At 66.3% G+C, this 18,476-nt stretch carries 15 protein-coding genes; 8 read left to right on the top strand and 7 right to left on the bottom strand.

Annotated features, from left to right (window positions below):
• Positions 1–18: 18 nt before the first annotated feature.
• Positions 19–762 (bottom strand): ATP-binding cassette domain-containing protein, encoded by a 744-nt coding sequence (locus KAQ61_RS02930; RefSeq protein ID WP_210930439.1) that lies wholly within the window; start codon positions 760–762, stop codon positions 19–21.
• Positions 763–951: 189 nt separating this feature from the next.
• Here KAQ61_RS02930 and KAQ61_RS02925 point away from each other — a divergent pair, with 189 nt between their 5' ends.
• The 3 genes from KAQ61_RS02925 (at position 952) to KAQ61_RS02915 (ending at position 4,099) form a co-directional block, all read left to right on the top strand.
• A complete protein-coding gene (locus tag KAQ61_RS02925) occupies positions 952–1,596 on the top strand; it encodes a YiaD family glycine zipper/OmpA-like lipoprotein (RefSeq protein WP_476728542.1) in 645 nt (214 codons plus the stop codon).
• Positions 1,597–2,059: 463 nt separating this feature from the next.
• The gene (locus KAQ61_RS02920; RefSeq protein WP_210930437.1) at positions 2,060–3,232 is read left to right on the top strand and encodes a GGDEF domain-containing protein; all 1,173 of its coding nucleotides are present in this window, start codon (positions 2,060–2,062) and stop codon (positions 3,230–3,232) included.
• Positions 3,233–3,349: 117 nt separating this feature from the next.
• The gene (locus KAQ61_RS02915) at positions 3,350–4,099 is read left to right on the top strand and encodes an SDR family NAD(P)-dependent oxidoreductase (RefSeq protein WP_210930436.1); all 750 of its coding nucleotides are present in this window, start codon (positions 3,350–3,352) and stop codon (positions 4,097–4,099) included.
• A 522-nt stretch (positions 4,100–4,621) separates the two neighbouring features.
• On the opposite strand, the gene KAQ61_RS02910 is transcribed toward KAQ61_RS02915, so the two are convergent.
• The gene (locus tag KAQ61_RS02910; protein ID WP_210930435.1) at positions 4,622–5,242 is read right to left on the bottom strand and encodes a helix-turn-helix domain-containing protein; all 621 of its coding nucleotides are present in this window, start codon (positions 5,240–5,242) and stop codon (positions 4,622–4,624) included.
• A 138-nt stretch (positions 5,243–5,380) separates the two neighbouring features.
• On the opposite strand from KAQ61_RS02910, the gene lhpI reads away from it, so the two are divergent.
• Together lhpI and KAQ61_RS02900 are read left to right on the top strand one after the other, a co-directional pair.
• A complete protein-coding gene (gene lhpI, locus KAQ61_RS02905; protein WP_210930434.1) occupies positions 5,381–6,325 on the top strand; it encodes a bifunctional Delta(1)-pyrroline-2-carboxylate/Delta(1)-piperideine-2-carboxylate reductase in 945 nt (314 codons plus the stop codon).
• Between the two features lie 880 nt (positions 6,326–7,205).
• Complete coding sequence (locus KAQ61_RS02900) at positions 7,206–8,378, top strand: MFS transporter (protein WP_210930433.1); 1,173 nt, start codon at positions 7,206–7,208, stop codon at positions 8,376–8,378.
• Between the two features lie 102 nt (positions 8,379–8,480).
• Here the strand turns inward: KAQ61_RS02900 and KAQ61_RS02895 are convergent, their stop codons facing one another.
• Together KAQ61_RS02895 and KAQ61_RS02890 are read right to left on the bottom strand one after the other, a co-directional pair.
• A complete protein-coding gene (locus KAQ61_RS02895) occupies positions 8,481–8,861 on the bottom strand; it encodes a RidA family protein (protein WP_210930432.1) in 381 nt (126 codons plus the stop codon).
• A 213-nt stretch (positions 8,862–9,074) separates the two neighbouring features.
• Positions 9,075–9,956 carry a DMT family transporter gene (locus KAQ61_RS02890; protein WP_210930431.1) on the bottom strand — a complete coding sequence of 294 codons (882 nt, stop codon included), beginning with the start codon at positions 9,954–9,956 and terminating at the stop codon, positions 9,075–9,077.
• A gap of 819 nt (positions 9,957–10,775) precedes the next feature.
• On the opposite strand from KAQ61_RS02890, the gene KAQ61_RS02885 reads away from it, so the two are divergent.
• Genes KAQ61_RS02885 through KAQ61_RS02875 form a run of 3 tightly spaced genes read left to right on the top strand, consistent with a single transcriptional unit; the run spans position 10,776 to position 12,670 of the window.
• Positions 10,776–11,510: a phospholipase D family protein gene (locus tag KAQ61_RS02885; protein ID WP_210930430.1), complete on the top strand. Its 735-nt coding sequence runs from the start codon at positions 10,776–10,778 to the stop codon at positions 11,508–11,510.
• A 5-nt stretch (positions 11,511–11,515) separates the two neighbouring features.
• A complete protein-coding gene (locus KAQ61_RS02880) occupies positions 11,516–11,734 on the top strand; it encodes a hypothetical protein (RefSeq protein WP_210930429.1) in 219 nt (72 codons plus the stop codon).
• Between the two features lie 9 nt (positions 11,735–11,743).
• Positions 11,744–12,670, top strand: a complete 927-nt coding sequence (locus KAQ61_RS02875) for an IS5 family transposase (protein ID WP_042419979.1) — start codon at positions 11,744–11,746, stop codon at positions 12,668–12,670.
• Positions 12,671–13,019: 349 nt separating this feature from the next.
• Here KAQ61_RS02875 and parC read toward each other — a convergent pair whose 3' ends face one another.
• The 3 genes from parC to KAQ61_RS02860 all read right to left on the bottom strand — a co-directional run bounded on the left by parC (position 13,020) and on the right by KAQ61_RS02860 (position 18,391).
• Entirely contained in the window at positions 13,020–15,371 is a 2,352-nt protein-coding gene (gene parC / locus KAQ61_RS02870) for a DNA topoisomerase IV subunit A (protein WP_210930428.1), read from the bottom strand.
• Positions 15,372–15,475: 104 nt separating this feature from the next.
• Positions 15,476–16,366 carry a lytic transglycosylase domain-containing protein gene (locus KAQ61_RS02865; protein WP_210930427.1) on the bottom strand — a complete coding sequence of 297 codons (891 nt, stop codon included), beginning with the start codon at positions 16,364–16,366 and terminating at the stop codon, positions 15,476–15,478.
• Positions 16,367–16,411: 45 nt separating this feature from the next.
• Entirely contained in the window at positions 16,412–18,391 is a 1,980-nt protein-coding gene (locus KAQ61_RS02860) for a DNA topoisomerase IV subunit B (RefSeq protein ID WP_210930426.1), read from the bottom strand.
• Between the last annotated feature and the right edge of the window lie 85 nt (positions 18,392–18,476).

Raw genomic sequence — 18,476 nt, 5'->3', positions numbered from 1 at the left:
CAGGCGGCAGTTGATTCCTCAGGGGTTTTCGTCGAACAGCAGGTTCTGCTGCCGGTGCAGATCGCCCGGCCCGGCCTGCGGGGCGCTGTCCGCCTCGGGCAGCAGCGGGAAGGCCAGCACCTCGTCCCACAGCACATGCGGCAGTGGCTCCCAGTGCGCCACCAGCACCCAGCGCGGGGGCTGTGTCGGATCGGCCAGGCGATCTTCCAGCGCGTCCAGGGCCTGGCACAGGTAGTGGATGCCGTCGCTGTCCAGACCGGCGATCGGCTCCTCGATCAGGGTCAGGCGTGCACCCGAACACAGGGCCGCCACCAGCCCCAGCTTGCGCAGGCTGCCGGTCGACAGGTGCCACAGCGGCTTGGACAGGTGGGCTTGCAGGGCAAAGCCTTCGCAATGCTGGAGGCAGTCTGCATCGCTCCAGCTGGGCCAGTGGCTGGCCAGGGTCTGCAGCCATTGCTGGGCGGACATCTCACGGTCGTGCAGCGGCTGGCGCGGGTTGTGCCAGTACACCTGGTCGGTGTAGGCCTGGGGGTCTTCCTGGCTGCAGACGCCGGCGCAGCGCACCTGGCCGTGGGCAGGCAGCGCATGGCCGGCCAGCACCGGCATCCAGCGCGCGGCCTCGTCGCCGGTGTCGTCCACCACCACACACAGCCCAGGGGGCAGTGTTTCGCTCCAGCCCGTGGCCCTGGCAGGCGCATTCACGGGCCACAGGTCGGTCCAGGCCATTTCGGGCTGGACATGGTGTTCATGTTGCTTGTGCATGCACGGCCTCCCTTCCCCCTCTAGCGAGGTTTGAAAGCAATGTATGTCAGCGCATTGCCCGCCGTCAAACCGATTCCCTGCGCCACCGAGGCCCATCCAACCCCTGGTCAATCCGCGGTTTTTTGTTATTGGCTCGAAGTGAATTGCTATACATTTTGATTCTTCGATTTTGTAACAGGGAGAAATACATTGCGAAATACCACCGCTGCCGTTCTGGCCTTGGCCACCGCCGTCGCGCTGACCGGGTGTGAAACCATGACCGACACCCAGCGCAACACCGCCCTGGGCGTGGGCATTGGCGCGCTGGCCGGCGCCGGCATCGCCAAGGCCACGGGCGGCAAGGCCGGTACGGGCGCGCTGATCGGCGCGGCCGTGGGGGGCGTGGGCACCTACATCTGGTCGGCCAACATGGAACGCCAGCGCCAGGAGCTGGAAGCCGCCACGCGCGGCACCGGCGTGACAGTGTCGCGCACGGCGGACAACCAGCTGCAGTTGGCCATTCCCAGCGACATCTCGTTCGATAGCAACAGCGCCACCATCAAGAGCCAGTTCCGCCCGGTGCTCAACAGTTTTGCCGACAGCCTGCGGCGCAATCCCGGCACCCACGTCGTCATCGTCGGCCACACCGACAGCACGGGCGGCGCGCACATCAACGACCCGCTGTCCCTGAACCGCGCCAACGCCGCCCGCGACTACATCTTCAACCAGGGCGTGCGCGGCCCACGCATACAGACCGAAGGCCGGGGCGCCCGCGAACCCGTGGCCTCCAACGAATCCGCCTGGGGCCGTGCCAAAAACCGCCGCATCGACATCTTTGTGGCCCAGGCGCAGTAAGCCCGGCTATGGACAGCGGCAGCGCGGGCCGCCGCCAGGCCAACCTGCCACGCCGCGCGCCTGCCGGTGGGCGGTGGGCGGGCGGTGCAGTTCAAGGCCACAGAGGCAAATCGCTGTGCTGGCTGATGTGAAGTCAAGACTTTTCACTACATCGCATCGATTGACACATTTCGAAACAAAATCTAATTTGGAAACATCGCGTAGTGCGTGTTCACATTCGGTTTCTGAATTGCGCAGGCTGTGGTGAAAGGCATGCAGCCCCTGCAGTCGCTGGGATGAAGGACCCGGTGACCACCGCCGGACCCTGAGCACGCGGTACGCGATCCCAGGCTAGGCCGTGAAGGTGCTGGCAGTTCCCTGGCGCCGCCGGTAGGCCGGACCGGCAGCGCCCAGCCCCTGGATATGGCCGGAACACGCGTGTCACCCCACCCTTGCTGGCGTCTGCGGCGCCAGGGAGTTGCAAATGCCGGATCTGATGACCATTGCCTTCATGATCGCCTTGTCCTCGGTGACTGCGGCCGGCATGGTGGCATTCGTGGGGCGCACCCACCGGCACGAGGGCGCTCCGCAGACGGCCGCCACCCTGGTGTGCTACGGCATGACCTATCTGTCGATCAGCCTGATGGCGTCGGCCGGGCACGTGCGCTGGTTTCTGGCGGCCTACGGCTTCTTTGCCTGCGGGCAAAGCTGCTGGATCTGGGCCCTGCACCGCTTCCACCAACTGCGCCCACCGTACGCGCTGCTGGTGGTGCTGCCCATCGTTTCCGTGCTGGGGTTGTCCTTGGACAGCCTCTCTGCGTCGCTGCGCGTGCAGCTCATCAGCTGCCTGTTCCTGGGCTACGAAGTCTGGGCCCTGTACCTGCTGACCCTGCGCCGCGCCGAAGCCATGAACCGCGGCACCATGGTGCTGATCGTGGGCACCCTGATGTTTGCCGCAGCCCTGCTGCTGCGCCTGCACACCCCGGTGGTGTCGCTCACGCTGCGCGACACGGCAGCCTCCACCCCGCCGCTGCTGCTGTCCTTCGTCATCCTCAGTATCGCCATGCACTTCAAGTCCACCGGCTTTCTGATGATGTGCCACGAGCGCAAGCAGGTGCTGCTGGACCGTATGGCCAACGTGGACGTGCTGACCGAGCTGCCCAACCGCCGGGCCCTGATGCTGAGCCTGGAACACGTCTGGCAGCAATGCCAGCGCTGCCACACGCCGCTGAGCGTGCTAATGGTGGACGTGGACCACTTCAAGCGCGTTAACGACGCCTGCGGCCACCCCGAGGGCGACAAGGTGCTGGCGCAGATCAGCCGCGTGCTGCAGTCCCATGTGCGCCCCAGCGACATCGTCGGCCGCTACGGCGGAGAAGAGTTCGTGATTGCCTGCCCGCACACCGCCAGCGCCGAGGCCCAGGTGCTGGCCGAGCGCCTGTGCGCCCAGGTGCGCAGCGCCGTATCGGCCCACCACGACACCAGCGCCTGGCCCATCACCATCAGCGTCGGCCTGCATGTCTGTCTGCCGGGCGACTGGCAAACGCTGGAGGACATCGTCCTGCTGGCCGACCAGGCGCTCTACCACGCCAAGGCCGCCGGCCGCAACCGCGTGCACCTGCTGATCCCCACGCCAGGCACCCGCTTCGGCACCTGAAGGCCGCCCCTTCGCGTCTGCGCCATACCCCCATCGCGACGCGGCGCGCTTGCCCAAACCAGGGTCCACTGGAGACAATGTCCCACCCCTGGTATTGATGAGAGAGAGAACCACACCATGATCGTTTTAATCACCGGCGCTTCGGCCGGTTTCGGCGCCGCCATGGCCCGCAGCTTTGTGCAGGCGGGTCACCGCGTCATCGCCACCGCCCGCCGCAAGTCCAAGCTGGACAGCCTGGCGGCCGAGCTGGGCGAGCGCCTGCTGCCCATCGAACTGGACGTCACCGATGCCACCGCCGTGGCCGCACTGCCCGCCCGCTTGCCCGCCGACTGGGCGCAGGTGGATGTGCTGGTCAACAACGCCGGCCTGGCCCTGGGCCTGGGCCCCGCGCAGCAGGCCGACGTGGCGCAGTGGGACACCATGATCGACACCAACTGCAAGGGCCTGGTCCACATGACCCGCGCCTTCCTGCCCGGCATGGTCGAGCGCAAGCGAGGCCACGTCATCAACATCGGCTCCACCGCCGGCAACTGGCCCTATGCCGGGGGCAACGTCTACGGCGCCAGCAAGGCCTTTGTGCAGCAGTTCAGCCGCAACCTGCGCACCGACCTGTTCGGCACCCCCGTGCGCGTCACCAACATCGAGCCCGGGATGTGCGGCGGCACCGAGTTCTCCAGCGTGCGCTTCGGCGATGAGGCCAGGGCCGCCAAGGTCTATGAGGGCGTGGACTTCATCACCCCCGAAGACATCGCCAACACCGTGCTGTGGGTGGCCCAGGCGCCCAAGCACATGAACGTGAACGCCATCGAAATCATGCCGGTGCAACAGTCCTTTGGCGGACTGGCCGTGCACCGCGGCAGCTTCTGATCCAGGTTTTTACCCAAAAACGCTGCCAGCCCTTATCCTGCAAGCGCTGGTAGCTCTGCTTTTAAAACCTTTTACTTTGCCCACAGCATGGGCCATCGCCCCTGCGATCCCTTGTTTTACTGCGCCTGCCGCGCTGTGCTGTTCACGCCGCACGCGGCCTGGGGGGCAGGGTGGGCCACGCGGCTGGCAGGGCCGCTGCTAGGCCGCTCCAAGCCCGCACCGGCAGCACCTGCGGGGGGCAGCCGGATCACAGACCACCTCCTGGTCTGGCGCGCCCACCAGCGCGGGTTGCGGCACCAGTCGTTCAAGTTCCGGACCGGGTATTGCTGAATCAGCGCACTCTGCGGACGTTTTGCGCGCTGGCGCCTGGGTCGCCTGTGACCAAACGGCACGCCCACCGCACGGCCCGCAGCACCCAGCCAGAGGCGGGCCTAGCCACCAAGAACACACAGAGCATGCCGTGGTGAGCCTGAGGCGCGCCCCGTCCGGCAGTTGGTGCCCCACCGCCAAGGCCGCCGACACTCAGCCCGCGTCCGGCGTCAATCCGTGCGAGGACACCCACAGCACCTGGGCCTCGCCCTCGCTGCCCGCCACGCAGGCATGGCCCAGCCGGCTGTCGAAGTAGCAGGAATCGCCCGGCTGCAGCACCAGCGGCGCCTCGCCCTCGGTGTGCAGGTGCACCGTGCCGCGCAGCACATAGACCATCTCCTCGCCCGCGTGGCGCAGCAGCTGCGGGAACTGCGCCACCTCCCGCGCCCGCAGGGTGGCCAGCAGGGGCACAAAGCGCTTGTCCGCCAGGTCGGTGTGCAGCAGCTCGTAGACATACGGATCGGTGCGGTGCACCAGCCCCTGGCCGGCCCGGGTCACACTGCGGCGCGGGCCGCCAGCGTCCGGCGGGCTGGGCCTGAACAGCTCGCCCACCTCCACCTGCAGCGCCTGGGCCAGGGCGGCAATCTTTTCGTAGGTGGGTGAGAGCTGGCCGTTCTCGATCTTCGACAGGGTCGAGGTGGCGATGCCGCTGCGCGCGCCCAGCTGCTGCAAGGTCAGGTGCGCCGCACGCCGCAGCAGGCGCAGCTTGTGCGCCAACACCTCGGTGGTGGTCGTGCCGGCAGGGGCGGCGGCTTCGGGGTGGGGTGAGGTCATGGCAGGACGGCGGCAGCAACCCGGCGCGGGCGCCCCCAGTGTAGGGCCAAGCCCGCCGTGCGCACCGGGTAAGTCCCCTGCCCCCAGCGCGCCATGCCGCCTAATATTTCGTAAACGAAAATTTACCGCACCGCCGCCATGCAGATCCTCACCCAGCCCCAGACCGAGCACCACCTGCCCTTCACCGCCCTGCTGCCGGCGCTGGAGCAGATGTTCACCACCGGCTGCGAAGTGCCGCTGCGCCACCACCACGCCATCCCCGGGCGCAGCGCCGACGAAGACGGCATCCTGCTGCTGATGCCCGCCTGGCAGACCGGCCAACGCCTGGGCGTCAAAACCGTGTCCATCTTCCCCGGCAACGCCCGCCAGGGGCTGCCCGGCCTGCACTCGGTCTACATCCTGTACGACGCGCGCACCGGCCAGCCGCTGGCCGTGCTGGATGGCGACACCATCACCTCGCGCCGCACAGCGGCGGCCTCGGCCCTGGCGGCGCGCTGGCTCAGCCGCCCGGACGCGCGCCGCCTGCTGGTGGTGGGCAGCGGCCGCGTCGCCCGCCTGCTGCCTACGGCCTACCGCTGCGTGCGCGCGCTGGACACGGTGGAGGTCTGGAGCCGCAGCCCCGCCAGCGCCCAGGCCCTGGTCGACGACCTGCGTGCCCAGGGCCTGCCGGCGCAACACGCGCCCGACCTGGAAGCCGCCGTGCGCCGCGCCGACATCGTCAGCTGCGCCACCCTGTCCACCGCCCCGCTGATCCAGGGCGCCTGGCTGCAGCCCGGCACGCACCTGGATCTGATCGGCAGCTTCACCCCCGCCATGCGCGAAAGCGATGGCGAGTGCCTGCGCCGCGCCACCGTGTTCACCGACACCACCGAGGCCCTGCTCAAGGCCGGCGACCTGCTGGGCGCCATCGCCGAAGGCGCCTGGTCGACAGACCGGCTGGCCGCCACGCTGGAGCAGCTGTGCCGCCAGCAGCACCCCGGCCGCCGCCGCGCGGACGAGATCACCCTGTTCAAATCCGTGGGCAGCGCGCTGGAGGACCTGGCCGCTGCCTGCCTGGCCTACGACGGCTTCAGCGCCGGCTGAGCCCACGCCAGGCCGCCCCAGCCCCGCGCTCCAGCACTGCGCGCCCTAGCTTCGGTGCTGCAGGACGAAGTCCCCTGGCCCTCAGTCTCGCCGCGCCAGTGCCTGCGTGAGACCTAGCAGGCACACAGAAGCCACCAGACAGCCCCAGTTTGACGATCTGGCGGCTTGCCCCCTCGGCCCGACCTCCAGCCCGGCTGGCGGGCAAGCCGCACCAAGGGCAATCGGCACCACGCACCAAGGTGCGGTGCTGCTGCCTGGCAGCCTGCCCAGCGATCGGCATGACCCCACAGCGGACGACAGCCCCAAACACCCGGCGGCGACAGCACTGCCGCCTTCCAACGCACCTGGGTTGCACCACCACGACCACCACGCCGAGACCTCGGTCGTGTGCAGGCAAGCTGCTGCTGAGCGCGCAGCGGGGCATCCCTCCGCCTCAGCCTCAGCCGCTGCGCCTGCCGCGACGCCATTTCGGCAGCCCCCATGCAGACAGACGCCGTGCGTTCTGCGTTCTGCGTTCTGCGTTCTGCGTTGTGGGTTGGGCGTTGTGCCCAGCACCACTACACCAACCATCTTTTCGTGGCCTAGCCCAGCAACGACGCGCGTGAACAGCTCTTTTTTTTTGCGCATGCCGCATGCATGTCCACAGGTTGGCTCTGGCTCTGGCTCTGGCTCTGGCTCTGGCTCTGGCTCTGGCTCTGGCCCTGGCCCTGGCTCTGGCCCTGGCCCTGGCTCTGGCCCTGGCCCTGGCTCAAGCCGAGATTCCAGGCTGCGGCAACCCATCGCCGCCGTGCGAAAGCCCAGCCCTTCACCCTGTCCCCATATGTACCGGCGCGCCCCCTCGCAACGGCTACCATGCGGTCACCGCTTGCCCGCACCCGCCATGGCCCCGCCCTCCCAACGCCGCGTCGTCCTCACCCTCGGTCTGGCCCAGACCCTGGCCTGGGCCTCCACCTACTACCTGCCTGCCATGCTGGCCGCCCCCATGGCGGCCGATCTGGGGCTGGCCACGCCCACGGTGTTTGCCGCCTTTTCCCTTGCGCTGGGGGTGGCCGCCCTGGTGGGGCCGCGCGTCGGCCAGGCCATGGACCGCTGGGGCGGGCGCGCCATCCTGGCGGCCACCAGCGTGCTGTTTGCCGCCAGTCTGGTGGCCCTGGGCCATGCGCAAGGCCTGTGGTCGCTGCTGCTGGCCTGGTGCGGCCTGGGCCTGGGGATTGCCAGCGGTCTGTACGAAGCGGCCTTTGCCACCGTGGTGCGCCTGTACGGCCAGCAGGCGCGCAAGGCCATCACCGGCATCACCTTGCTGGCCGGCTTTGCCAGCACCGTCGGCTGGCCGCTGACGCACTGGATGCAGCTGCACTGGGGCTGGCGCAGCACCTGCTGGGTCTGGGCCGGCGTGCACCTGGTCCTCTGCCTGCCGCTGTACCTGTCCCTGCCCAGCGACCGGCAGGCGCCCACGCCCGCACCAGCACCCGCGGCGGAGCCTGACGGCGCACCACGCCCCCGGCTCGATCTGCGCACCGGCCTGCTGGCCCTGGTGTTTGCGGCCTCGGGCTTTATCAGCAGCGCCATGGCCGCACACCTGCCAGCGCTGCTGCAGGCCTGCGGCATCGCGGCCGGGCTGGCCCTGACGGTGGGCATGCTGATGGGGCCAGCCCAGGTGGCCGCGCGCCTGCTGGAGTTCAGCCTGCTGCGCCACCTGCCGCCACTGGTCAACGCCCGGCTGGCGACCGTGCTGCACCCCGTGGGCGCCGCCCTGCTGTTGCTGCTGGGGCCGCCCGGCGCGTTGCTGTTTGGCGTGTTGCACGGCGCAGGCAACGGCATGCTGACGATTGCCCGGGGCACGTTGCCGCTGCAACTGTTTGGCCCCCAGGGCTATGGCCACCGCCAGGGCCTGCTGCAAGGCCCCGCGCGCGTGGCCCAGGCACTGGCACCGTGGCTGTTTGGCGTGGCGCTGGCGCAGTGGCAGGGCCAGGCCCTGTGGCTGTCGGCCGCGCTGGGCCTGCTGTCCGTGGCCGCCCTGCTGGTGCTGTCGCGCCACATGGCCAAGGACTGAGGGCACCGCCCCTGCTGCGCACCGCCTGCGCCGCCATTGCTTTCAAATCCATAGCTGACAGCGATTGCTGGGTCTTCGCGTAAGCCCGTTTTTATGCCGAACTCAGACCGCGGCGATTTGCGCGGCCGTGACGATGACCTCGATGCGGTAGTCCGGGTTGATGGCCGGCGCAATCACCGTCGCACGCGGCGGCGTGTGCCCGGGCACGATCCAGGCGTCCCACACCGCGTTCATCGCTGCAATGTCCTGCGCCTCGCGGATGAAGATCTGACACATCAGGATGTGGGCCTTGCTGCTGCCGGCCTCGTTCAGCAGGCGCTCCACATGGCCCAGCACCTCCTCGGTCTGCACGCGCATGTCGGCGCCGGGATTGTTCTCGGGGATCTGCCCCGCCAGATAGACGGTGCCGTGGTGGATGGCGATTTCAGACAGGCGGGCGCCCACATGGTGGCGGGTGACGGGGCCGGAGGTGGAAATGCTCATAGGGGAGAAAAAAATGGCTGCCAAAAGCCCTAGGTTAAAGCGCTTTGGGGGGTGTGGAGGCTTTGTACCCATTTATGGCTGCTGCGATGATCTGGCAAGCGCTGCAAGCTATATTTTTTGATAAAGCCCTGACACCACCAGCCACCAGCCAGGTTTGCTCCACGGCCCCCCAGTCCGATTGGGCCACCACGTCACCAGCACACCGGCAGGCGCTCAGGGCTGGCGCCCTGGAGCAACGTTCACCGCAGGCGGCGGCCCAGGCCGCACCAGCACCACCAGCGCAATCCCACCCAGGATGGCCGCCCCCGCCAGTGACAACCGCAGCGTCCAGCTTTCCCCCAGCAGCAACACGGCCCCTATGGCCGCCAGCAACGGCACGCTCAGCTGCACCGACGCCGCCGTGCCCGCCTTCAACTGCGGCAGCGCCGCATACCAGGCCACATACCCCAGCCCGGACGTCAGCGCGCCAGAGCACAGCGCATAGGCCAGCCCCGCTGCGCTGACGGAGGCCTGGCCCGCCATCAGCCCCCACATGAGCAGCGCCAGCGGCGCAGCGAGCAGAAAGTTGCCCGCCGTCACCCCCACCGGGTCTTTCGCCCCCTTGCCGCGCAGCGAATATGCCCCCCAGGCCACACCGGCCAACAGCATCAGCCCCGCCGCACCCCAGGGTGGGGCCGACAGCCCGGGCCGCAGCAGCACCACCAGTCCGCCCAGGGCCAGCACCAGCCCGGCCCATTGGCGCAGCGCCAGCCGCTCGCCCCGCCACAGGCCCACACCCACCATCGTGGCCTGCACCGCCCCAAACAGCAGCAGCGCGCCCACACCCGCCGGCAACTGCAGGTAGGCCAGCGAAAACGCCGCCGCATACACAAACAGCCACGCCGCCGAACCCCAGCGGCCACGGCCCGCCGCCGCCGACGGGGCACGCAGCCGCACCACCAGCGCCAGCACCAGCGCCCCCGACACCAGCCGCACCGCCGTGAAGCTGGCCGCATCGATGGCATAGGACTGCAGCGCCAGCCGGCACAGCAAGGAATTGGCCGCAAAAGCCAGCATGGCCAACACGGTCAGCACTGCGGTGTGAAAGCCTGGCATGTCCACCCTCCTTGCAAGGTCGGTGCGAGCGACGCTGTGAACGCAGCACTGGGCTCCCCCTGCGCCACGGCCATTCCCTGTGCACGCCTGCATCTTGGCGCGGACAGCAACCGGCAAGCCGCGGCAGTGGGGCAACGCCCTGCCGACGGGGTGGGTGTTGGGTGGATGCACCACCATGCATGGCTTGCCGCGCCTGCGGCGCGATAGCGGATCGCCGCGAATGGCCGTGGCGCCTTGCAGGGACAGAGGCCGGGATTTCGCCCGGCGGGCGCACCGCCTGGGTTTGGCTTCGCCCCAAGCAAGTGCCCCCAAAAAGGCGAGCCTGGCATGCGGCTGTCCAACGGAACTTGCAGCGCGCCTGTGGCGCTGCGCTCGCACAGCCGCCGGAAATCAGAAGAACCTCCACGCCGTGCGCAACGCTGGCGCGCACACCGGTGGTGCTGCGCTTTTTCACTGCCACATGCTGCATCACGCAGCCGGTTTGCTTCGCTGGTCTGCCGCAGCGGCGCTGCGAAACAGGTCGGCGTGGCATGCGGGCAGGCGAGCGCTGTGCGCCTTGGCGCAGGCGCTGAGGACGACCAGGACGGCGCAGTCCATGAAGGTGTCAGGCAGCACCATATTTTGATAGCTGGTCGCGCTGGATGGATAAGGGCCAGAGGCCAATTGCTTTCAAAACCCCAAATAGACCCATTCACATCGCGCGGTGAATGCAAAACCGCTCGTCACCTTTCCTTACAAATACAACGCCCTGCTTCGCAATGCATAGCAGTCTTCCTAGACTCGTCTGTAGGAAAAATCTTTCACTGCAAGCGAGGCAGCATGGCCAAGTTTCTCAATACGTCCGCCACCAATTACTTCCTGGAAGAACTCATCAAGGGCGCCAAGGACCGGCTGGTGCTGATCAGCCCCTTTCTCAAGCTCAACGACCGCATGAAAGAGCTGCTGGAGGACAAGAACCGCCTGAAGATCGACGTGCGCATCGTCTACGGCAAAAGCGAGCTGCAGCCGCAGGAAATTGAATGGCTCAAAGCGCAAAGCTATATCCGCACCAGCTTTTGCAAAAACCTGCACGCCAAGTGCTACCTGAACGAGGCCGACGCCATCGTCACCAGCCTGAACCTCTACGAGTTCAGCCAGATCAATAACAACGAAATGGGCATCCTCATCCGCCGCGAGGACGATGCCGAACTCTACAAAGACACCTACGAAGAAGCGCAACGCATCATCCGCATCAGCGATGAGGTGCGCATCAGCATGGAACGTGTCAGCACCGCGGACGAAGCCACCGCCGCCAGCGACAGCACCGACGCCACCGACGACGAAGCCCGCCCCAACGGCAACGGCCCGCAAAAACTCTCCACCTCCCGCATCGCCCAAAAGCACGGCATGAAAACCGGCGAATGGCTGGCCAAGGCTGTGGCGGTGCAGTTACTCACCGCAGACAACGGGCGCCATTACCTCACACCTGCTGCTAAACAAGCTGGGATTGAGTTTGTGGCGAAGTCCAAGTTTGGGCCTTATTTTTTGTGGCCTGAGGATTTTGTTTTTAATTAAAGAATATGAAAAATTTTTTTGTAAATGTAGAAAACGAAGGTTCTAAATCAGATTTAGGAAAGGTTAGTATTTATCCTGCCTCTGAAAGCTTAGGAGGCTTGGGGCGATTATTTAGCGAAGTTTTGAATACTCTTTTCGAGGGAAAAGTTACTAGAAAGCCTAGGAAAAGTGAAAACTACGAAGCAAAGGCGTTGTTGCATAAATCGTTGCTCAGCAAGCGGTAGGCTTGCGGCATGAGCCACTCCCGTAAGCCCCGCTACCGCACCACAAACTGGAAACAGTACAACGCAGCTCTCAAGGCCCGCGGCTCTTTGACGGTGTGGCTGGACAAGCGCATGTGTTGGTTTGCCGCTGCAAGCGGCAAACGCGGGCGAAGCCCGAAGTTCTCGGATGCTGCCATTCAATTCTGTTTGACGCTCAAGAACCTGTTTGGCTTGGCGCTGAGACAAACTACAGGCTTGGTGGAGTCGGTGCTGCAACTGTGTGGCCTTGCCTGGTCCTCTCCAGACTTCAGCACCCTGTGCAGGCGGCAGCGAGATTTGGATGTCCAGATTCCGTACACCCGCAGTAAAGCAGGCTTGCACCTGCTGGTTGATTCGACAGGCATCAAGTTTCTGGGTGAAGGCGAGTGGAAATGCAAAAAGCACGGCGCTGAATACCGCCGTCAATGGCGTAAGCTGCACATTGGTATCGATGCGGATACCTTGCAGATTCGGGCCATCTGCGTGACGAGTAATAACGTCAGTGATGCCTCAGTGCTCAGCGACTTGCTGGAGCAACTGCCGCCCGATGAAACGCTTCAAAGTCTTATCGGTGATGGCGCCTACGATACACAGCCCGCCTATGAAGCGGTCATCAGGCACGGTGCAATCCCCATCATTCCTCCCCGCAAGAATGCACGAGTGCGCAGGGGTGCTGTGTTCGAGCGCCGCAATGCAGCGATTGCTGCGTGCAGGCGGCTGGGGCGAAGTATATGGAAACGCTGGATTGGCTACCACCGGCGAAGCTTGGTGGAAGCCAAGATGAACTGCATCAAACGTTTGGGCGAGCGGGTGATGTCCCGCACCTTTGAACGCCAAGTGAACGAGCTGCATATCCGAGCAGCCATCTTGAATCGATTTACTGAACTTGGCCGTCCTCAGACGGCAGCCGTGGCATAGCCACGGCTGGGGGTTGGGGTCAATCGCCTCAAATTGGATTTATGCAACAGCGCCGATCAAAACTCTAATTTCCGGCGACTGTTTGAACGAAGCGACGCAGGAGCGCAGTGAGTTCCGCCGGACAGCCGTCGGCAGACGCGTTTCTTTGGTGACTTTCTTGTCGCGGACAAGAAAGTTACTCGCCCGCCGGTGCGACAAACCGGCCTCTGCAAGAAAAGCGACAAATACAGCACAAACAAGAAGCACAGCACATAAACAAAAAGGCTGCTAACTCCGCAAAGAGTTAACAGCCTTTTCAGCCTCCAGCGCTGATCCAACAAGCGCCTCCAGCTATCCAATTAGCAGATCCTCACTCCGCCCGGAAAATCCCCGTGGGCTTGAACGTCCACCCCGTGGTCTTGCCCTTGGCCCCGCGCTTGCCCAGTGCGGCATTCAGCGAGCGGATCTCCAGCGATTCCTCCCGCTCCTTGCCGCCGCGGCCCACGCCGGTGATGCGCACGGAGCGGGTGTAGGCAGCGGCGCCGACCAGGGCGTCCTGGTCCTCGACCTTCATCAGCTGCAGGCCGCGCCCGCCGGTCATGAGCTTGAGTTCGGACAAGGCATAGGTCAGCACGTTGCCGCTGGCCGTCAGGCAGGCGACGTGGGTGGCATCGGGCAGTTCCACGCTGCCGTTGGTGCCGCCGATGACGGAGGGCTGGCACAGGGTTTCGCCGTCCTGGATGGTGACAAAGCCCTTGCCGCCCTTGTTGCGGGCGCACATGGACTCGACCTTGGCGATGAAGCCATAGCCGCCGCTGCCGCTGATCAGCAGTTGCGCGCTGACCGGGCCGGCGAAGTAGCTGGCGATTTTGCTGCCGGCTTCCAGGTCGATCAGGGTGTTGATGGGCTGGCCATCGCCACGCCCGCCCGGCAGGGTGGCCACGGGCACGCTGTAGACGCGGCCGTTGGTGCCGAAGACGATGAGCTGGTCCACGGTGCGGCATTCAAAGGTGCCCCACAGCTGGTCGCCGGCCTTGAAGCTGAAGTTGCCGGCCTCGTGGCCATGGCCCTTGTGGGTGCGCACCCAGCCCTTGTCCGAGACGATGACGGTGACGGGTTCGTCAGGCACCTTGATCTCGGCGGTGACCTTCTTCTCTTCCTGGATCAGGGTGCGGCGCTCGTCGGCAAAGGTCTTGGCGTCGGCCTCGATCTCCTTGACCATCAGGCGCTGCAGGCTCTTGGGGTTGGCCAGGATGTCCTGCAGCTTGCCTTCGTCCTCGCGCAGCTCGTTCAGTTCCTTTTCGATCTTGATGGCTTCCAGCCGCGCCAACTGGCGCAGGCGGATTTCGAGGATGTCCTCGGCCTGGCGGTCGCTGAGGTCAAAGCGGGCGATCAGTGCGGCCTTGGGCTCGTCGCTCTCGCGGATGATGGCGATCACCTCGTCGATGTTGAGCAGCACGATCTGCCGCCCTTCGAGGATGTGGATGCGGGCCTGCACCTTCTCCAGCCGGTGCGTGGAGCGGCGGGTGATGGTGGTCTGGCGAAACTCCACCCACTCCTGCAGCATCTGGCGCAGCGATTTCTGCACCGGACGGCCGTCCAGGCCGATCATGGTGAGGTTGATGCTGGCGTTGCTCTCCAGGCTGGTGTGGGCCAGCAAGGTGGTGATCAGGTCCTGCTGCGGTGTCTTGCCGGTCTTGGGCTCGATCACCAGGCGCACGGGGGCGTCCTTGCTAGACTCGTCGCGCACGCCGTCCAGCACGGACAGCACGGTGGCCTTGAGCTGCTGCTGCTCCTGCGTCAGCGCTTTTTTGCCGGTCTTGACCTTGGGATTGGAGAGTTCCTCGATCTCTTCCAGGATCTTCTGCGCCGACACGCCGGGTGGCAGCTCGTTGACCACCATCTGCCACTGGCCACGCGCCAGTTCCTCGATGCTCCAGCGCGCGCGCACCTTGAGGCTGCCGCGCCCGGTGCTGTAGGCGTTGCGGATGTCCTGCTCGCTGCTGATGATCTGGCCGCCACCGGGGTAGTCGGGGCCGGGGATCAGGGTGTACAGCTCGTCGTCCGACAGGCCGGGCTGCTTGAGCAGGGCCACGCAGGCGCTGGCCACTTCACGCAGGTTGTGGCTGGGGATTTCCGTGGCCAGGCCCACGGCAATGCCGCTGGCGCCGTTGAGCAGGGCAAACGGCAGGCGTGCGGGCAGCTGGCTGGGCTCCTGCGTGCTGCCGTCGTAGTTGGGCACGAAGTCGACCGTGCCCTCGTCGATCTCGTCGAGCAGCAGCGTGGTGATCTTGGACAGGCGCGCCTCGGTGTAGCGCATGGCGGCAGCGCCGTCGCCGTCGCGGCTGCCGAAGTTGCCCTGGCCGTCGATCAGCGGGTAGCGCTGGTTGAAGTCCTGGGCCATGCGCACCAGGGCGTCGTAGGCGGACTGGTCGCCGTGCGGGTGGAAGCGGCCCAGCACATCACCCACCACGCGGGCGGATTTGACGGGCTTGGCGGCGGTGTTGTTGTTGGGGCCGCCATAGCTCAGGCCCATGCGCTCCATCGCATACAGGATGCGGCGCTGCACGGGCTTCATGCCATCGGCCACGTCGGGCAGGGCACGGCCCTTGACCACGCTCAGCGCGTATTCCAGGTAGGCACGCTGGGCGTACTGGCCCAGCTCCAGGGCATCACCCGAAGCCTGGGTGGAGAGGTCCAACAATGGGGTGTGTTCGCTCATGGTTTCTTCGTTGTGGCTGCGGGCACTCGGCATCTCCTCCAATGCCGGGGCCCTGCATCTGAATCAGGGACGTGGGTGCGGGCGGTGCGCAACGCGGCGCCGCATCACCGGACGGTGCGCCCTCGGCGGGCCGGCAGGCTGGTGCGCAGGCGCGCGCTGCGGGCCACGCTGCACACCTGCTGGGCAGGCATGTTGCACAGGGTGGAGACGCTGTCGCCGCCCCAGCGGGGCTGCAGGCTCTGGTAGAGGGTCATCACGGTTTTCACGTAATTTTGCGTTTCTTGGTAAGGCGGAATCCGGTTGCCGTAGCGCTGCACGGCCCCCTCTCCGGCGTTGTAGGCGGCCACCACCAGGTCGGTGCGGCCCGGGAACAGGGTCTGCAGGTGGCGCAGGTAGCGCGCGCCCAGCGGCACGTTGATGGCGGGGTCCTTGAGCTTTTGCTCCAGCGAGCGCTTCTTGTCGCCCTCCACGCCAAAGCGCAGGGCCGTGTCCGGGATGACCTGCATCAGCCCGATGGCCCCCTTGGGCGAGACCGCCTGGGCGTTGAAGCCCGACTCCGCCGTGGCGATGGCCTTGAGCAATTGCTCGTCCACGCCATGCTGGTCGGCGGCAGCCCGCAGCTGGCCGGCATGGCGCTGGTAGCCACTGCTTTCGGCAAAGTAGCGCACTGCGGCTTCGGGGTCGGTCTGCGTCGCCTCGGCCAGGGCACTGGCGGCCGCGCGCACGTCCACAAACAGCGGGCCGTCACCCGGGGGCAGCGGGCTGATGGAGAAGCGGTGGTAGCGCTCGTCCACCTGCTCGGTGGCGTAGTGCAGCTCGCCCTGGAGGTCGACGAAAAACCAGGTGTCCCCTGTGGACGGCGCCGGGGTCTGGGCCTGGGCCTGCACACTGGCCACCATGCCCAGGCCGGCCAACGCCAGCTGGCGCAGCGCACAGCGCGCACGCGCCAGGCGGGCGCTGGGGCACAGGGCGGTCGAGGGGGCGGCGTTAGTCATCACTCACATTTAAGCACTGTGTGCGCCGTTGGCAAGCCGGACAAATCAGATATCCACCTCCACCGCGTCGCCGTGCAGCTCCATCAGCTCGCGGCGCGCGGCGGCTTCGCCCTTGCCCATCAGCTGGCCAAAGATGTGGGCCGAAGCGGCCGCATCCAGGCTGCTGACCTGCACGGACAGCAGGCGGCGGGTGTCGGGGTTGAGCGTGGTTTCCCACAGCTGCTCGGCATTCATCTCGCCCAGGCCCTTGAAGCGGCTGATCTGGCACTTCTCGCGCGCCACGCCTTCCTTGGCGGCCTTGTCGAGGATGGCGTTCAGCTCCCCCTCGTCCAGGGCATAGACCTTGGCGGCGGGCTTCTTGCCACGCGCAGGCACGTCCACGCGGAACAGCGGCGGCAGCGCGATGTACACATGGCCGGCTTCAATCAGCTTGGGGAAGTGCTTGAAGAACAGGGTCAGCAACAGGACCTGGATGTGCGAGCCGTCCACGTCCGCATCGCTCAGGATGCAGATCTTGCCGTAGCGCAGGCCGGACAGGTCGGGCGTGTCCTCGGGGCCGTGGGGGTCGACGCCAATGGCCACGGAGATGTCGTGCACCTCGTTGTTGGCGAACAGGCGGTCGCGGTCCACCTCCCAGGTGTTGAGCACTTTGCCGCGCAGCGGCAGCACGGCCTGGGTGGCCTTGTCGCGGCCCATCTTGGCCGAGCCGCCGGCGGAGTCGCCCTCGACCAGGAACACCTCGTTGTCGGCAATGTCGCGGCTTTCGCAGTCGGTCAGCTTGCCGGGCAGCACGGCCACGCCAGAGCCCTTGCGCTTCTCGACCTTCTGGCCGGCCTTCTGGCGGATTTGCGCAGCCTTGATGGCCAGCTCGGCCAGCTTCTTGCCGAACTCCACATGCGCGTTGAGCCACAGCTCCATGGCGGGCTTCACGAAGCCCGAGACCAGGCGCACGGCATCGCGGCTGTTGAGCTTTTCCTTGACCTGACCCTGGAACTGCGGGTCCAGCACCTTGGCCGATAGCACGAAACTGGCGCGCGCGAACACGTCGTCGGGCATCAGCTTGACGCCCTTGGGCAGCAGGGCATGCAGCTCGATGAAGCTTTTGACGGCCTGGAACAGGCCATCGCGCAGGCCGCTTTCGTGCGTGCCACCGGCGGTGGTGGGAATCAGGTTGACGTAGCTCTCGCGCATGGGCGCGCCCTGCTCGGTGAAGGCCAGGCACCAGGCGGCGCCTTCGCCTTCGCTGAAGGTGTCGCTGAGCTTGTCGGCATAGCCTTCGCCTTCGAGCAACGGGATGACGGCGTCGGCGGTCAGCGTCTGCTCCAGGTAGTCCTTGAGGCCGCCCTTGTACTGCCACTGCTGGACGTCCTTGGTCTTTTCATTCGTCAGCGTGACGCTGACGCCGGGCATGAGCACGGCCTTGGAGCGCAGCAGGTGCACCAGCTCGCCCATGGGCAGGTGGGGGCTGTCGAAGTATTTGGCGTCGGGCCAGACACGCACCGTGGTGCCCTGCTTGCGGTCGCCGGCCACCATGGCACGGCGGGCCAGGGGTTCGACCACATCGCCACCGGAAAACGCCAGCGTGGCGACTTCGCCGTCGCGGTGCACGGTCACTTCCAGGCGCGTGGCCAGGGCATTGGTCACGGACACGCCCACGCCGTGCAGGCCGCCGGAAAAGCTGTAGGCCCCGCCGTTGCCCTTGTCGAACTTGCCGCCGGCGTGCAGGCGGGTGAAGACCAGCTCCACCACGGGGGCTTTTTCCTCGGGGTGCAGGCCAAACGGAATGCCGCGGCCATCGTCTTCCACACTGACCGAACCGTCGGTGTGCAGGGTGAGCTTGATTTTCTTGCCGAAACCGGCCAGCGCTTCGTCGGCGGCGTTGTCGATCACCTCCTGCAGGATGTGCAGGGGGTTGTCGGTGCGGGTGTACATGCCCGGGCGTTGCTTGACGGGCTCCAGGCCCTTGAGCACGCGGATCGAGCCTTCGGAATACGCGGATGCAGAAGTAGAGGGTTTAGCTGCCATGGGGGCGGATTGTAGTTCCGGCCACAGCCCAGTGCTGGATAAATTCACAGTAACCAAGACCAGACTCCGAGTCGCAAAGCCGGCA

Source organism: Comamonas aquatica (assembly GCF_018064205.1).
Taxonomy (GTDB): Bacteria; Pseudomonadota; Gammaproteobacteria; order Burkholderiales; family Burkholderiaceae_C; genus Comamonas; species Comamonas aquatica.
Note: the sequence above shows the minus strand (reverse complement) of the source record. Positions and strands in the feature narration are given on the sequence as shown.

Bases quoted from the DNA above. Each gene is read 5' to 3' on its own strand.
- KAQ61_RS02930 (WP_210930439.1), bottom strand. From the start codon at position 762: ATGCACAAGCAACATGAACACCATGTCCAGCCCGAAATGGCCTGGACC.
- KAQ61_RS02920 (WP_210930437.1), top strand. From the start codon at position 2,060: ATGCCGGATCTGATGACCATTGCCTTCATGATCGCCTTGTCCTCGGTG.
- KAQ61_RS02915 (WP_210930436.1), top strand. From the start codon at position 3,350: ATGATCGTTTTAATCACCGGCGCTTCGGCCGGTTTCGGCGCCGCCATG.
- KAQ61_RS02910 (WP_210930435.1), bottom strand. From the start codon at position 5,242: ATGACCTCACCCCACCCCGAAGCCGCCGCCCCTGCCGGCACGACCACC.
- lhpI (WP_210930434.1), top strand. From the start codon at position 5,381: ATGCAGATCCTCACCCAGCCCCAGACCGAGCACCACCTGCCCTTCACC.
- KAQ61_RS02900 (WP_210930433.1), top strand. From the start codon at position 7,206: ATGGCCCCGCCCTCCCAACGCCGCGTCGTCCTCACCCTCGGTCTGGCC.
- KAQ61_RS02895 (WP_210930432.1), bottom strand. From the start codon at position 8,861: ATGAGCATTTCCACCTCCGGCCCCGTCACCCGCCACCATGTGGGCGCC.
- KAQ61_RS02890 (WP_210930431.1), bottom strand. From the start codon at position 9,956: ATGCCAGGCTTTCACACCGCAGTGCTGACCGTGTTGGCCATGCTGGCT.
- KAQ61_RS02885 (WP_210930430.1), top strand. From the start codon at position 10,776: ATGGCCAAGTTTCTCAATACGTCCGCCACCAATTACTTCCTGGAAGAA.
- KAQ61_RS02880 (WP_210930429.1), top strand. From the start codon at position 11,516: ATGAAAAATTTTTTTGTAAATGTAGAAAACGAAGGTTCTAAATCAGAT.
- KAQ61_RS02875 (WP_042419979.1), top strand. From the start codon at position 11,744: ATGAGCCACTCCCGTAAGCCCCGCTACCGCACCACAAACTGGAAACAG.
- parC (WP_210930428.1), bottom strand. From the start codon at position 15,371: ATGAGCGAACACACCCCATTGTTGGACCTCTCCACCCAGGCTTCGGGT.
- KAQ61_RS02865 (WP_210930427.1), bottom strand. From the start codon at position 16,366: ATGACTAACGCCGCCCCCTCGACCGCCCTGTGCCCCAGCGCCCGCCTG.
- KAQ61_RS02860 (WP_210930426.1), bottom strand. From the start codon at position 18,391: ATGGCAGCTAAACCCTCTACTTCTGCATCCGCGTATTCCGAAGGCTCG.